This is a genomic window from Oleiphilus sp. HI0061 (genome assembly GCF_001635675.1).
Map to the genome: position 1 here is coordinate 1 of NZ_LWFE01000798.1, position 1,007 is coordinate 1,007.

General features: G+C 47.4%; 1 protein-coding gene and 1 pseudogene. Both read left to right on the forward strand.

Annotated elements, in window-relative coordinates; all coding sequences use genetic code 11:
* Positions 1-769, forward strand: a 769-nt coding sequence (locus A3735_RS09645; RefSeq protein ID WP_082885851.1) for a (Fe-S)-binding protein, incomplete at its 5' end; no start/stop codon positions are given.
* Positions 762-1,007, forward strand: a pseudogene (locus tag A3735_RS09650) ((Fe-S)-binding protein); the annotation flags it as partial. The gene A3735_RS09645 and the pseudogene A3735_RS09650, both read left to right, overlap by 8 nt.

Below are 1,007 nucleotides of genomic sequence, written 5' to 3' on the forward strand. Positions count from 1 at the left end.
GGTACTTCGAAAAAATCTCATGCAGAGTAAACAGGCCTACCTCTTTGGAACTTGCCTAATAGATTCCTTTTACCCGGAATCAGGTATGGATGCGATTGCTCTGCTTGAACTATGTAATTATCAAATAGTATTTCCTCAAGCGCAAACCTGCTGCGGACAGCCTCCCTATAATTCGGGTGAAGCAAGCCCAGCCAAAGATGTCGCCTGGCACACCATTCAGGTTTTTTCCGACAAAAAGTTACCTGTTATCGTACCTTCAGCCTCTTGTGCGGCCATGATCAAGCATCACTACCCGACTCTCTTCGACACGGGTTCCACAGAGCATAAACAAGCAATAGAGCTGAGCTCGAGAACCTACGAGCTTATCGAGTTTCTAGAGCCCATCCTCCCATACAATAAGCAAAGCGACAGCTCCCACACTCATATCAGTCTTCACCGATCCTGTAGCGCCCTTAGGGAGATGGAAGTCGCAGAACCATGGCTATCAATTCTAAGAAAGCTAGATGGCGTCGAGGTATCCTTACCAACACTAGAGCAGGAGTGCTGCGGATTTGGGGGAACCTTTGCTATCAAGTCTCCTGAGATTTCTGCCGCCATGACAGCAGACAAATGTGAGCACTTACTATCACCAAATCCTCAGTCTATATTAAGCGGTGATTGTGGCTGCCTTTTGAATATTAGCGGACATATCAAGCATTCAGGCGACAAGCGTCCTTGCACCCATATCGCGAGATTTATTGCTCAGCGTTTTGGAATACAACATGACTGACGACGCGCACTCAAACTTCGCCACTCGCATAAAAAGCGCACTAGAAGATACGCAGCTACGCTCCAACTTCCGCGGCGCCATGGACTTTCTACGCAATAAACGCAAACAAGCCTTCAGTGATGAAGAGGAATGGCAAACCCTTAGAGAACAAGGTGCAGCAATAAGACAGAACGTCGTCGAGCGTTTACCTGAACTGCTAGAGCAACTAGAACAACAATGTAGCAATAACGGCATTCAG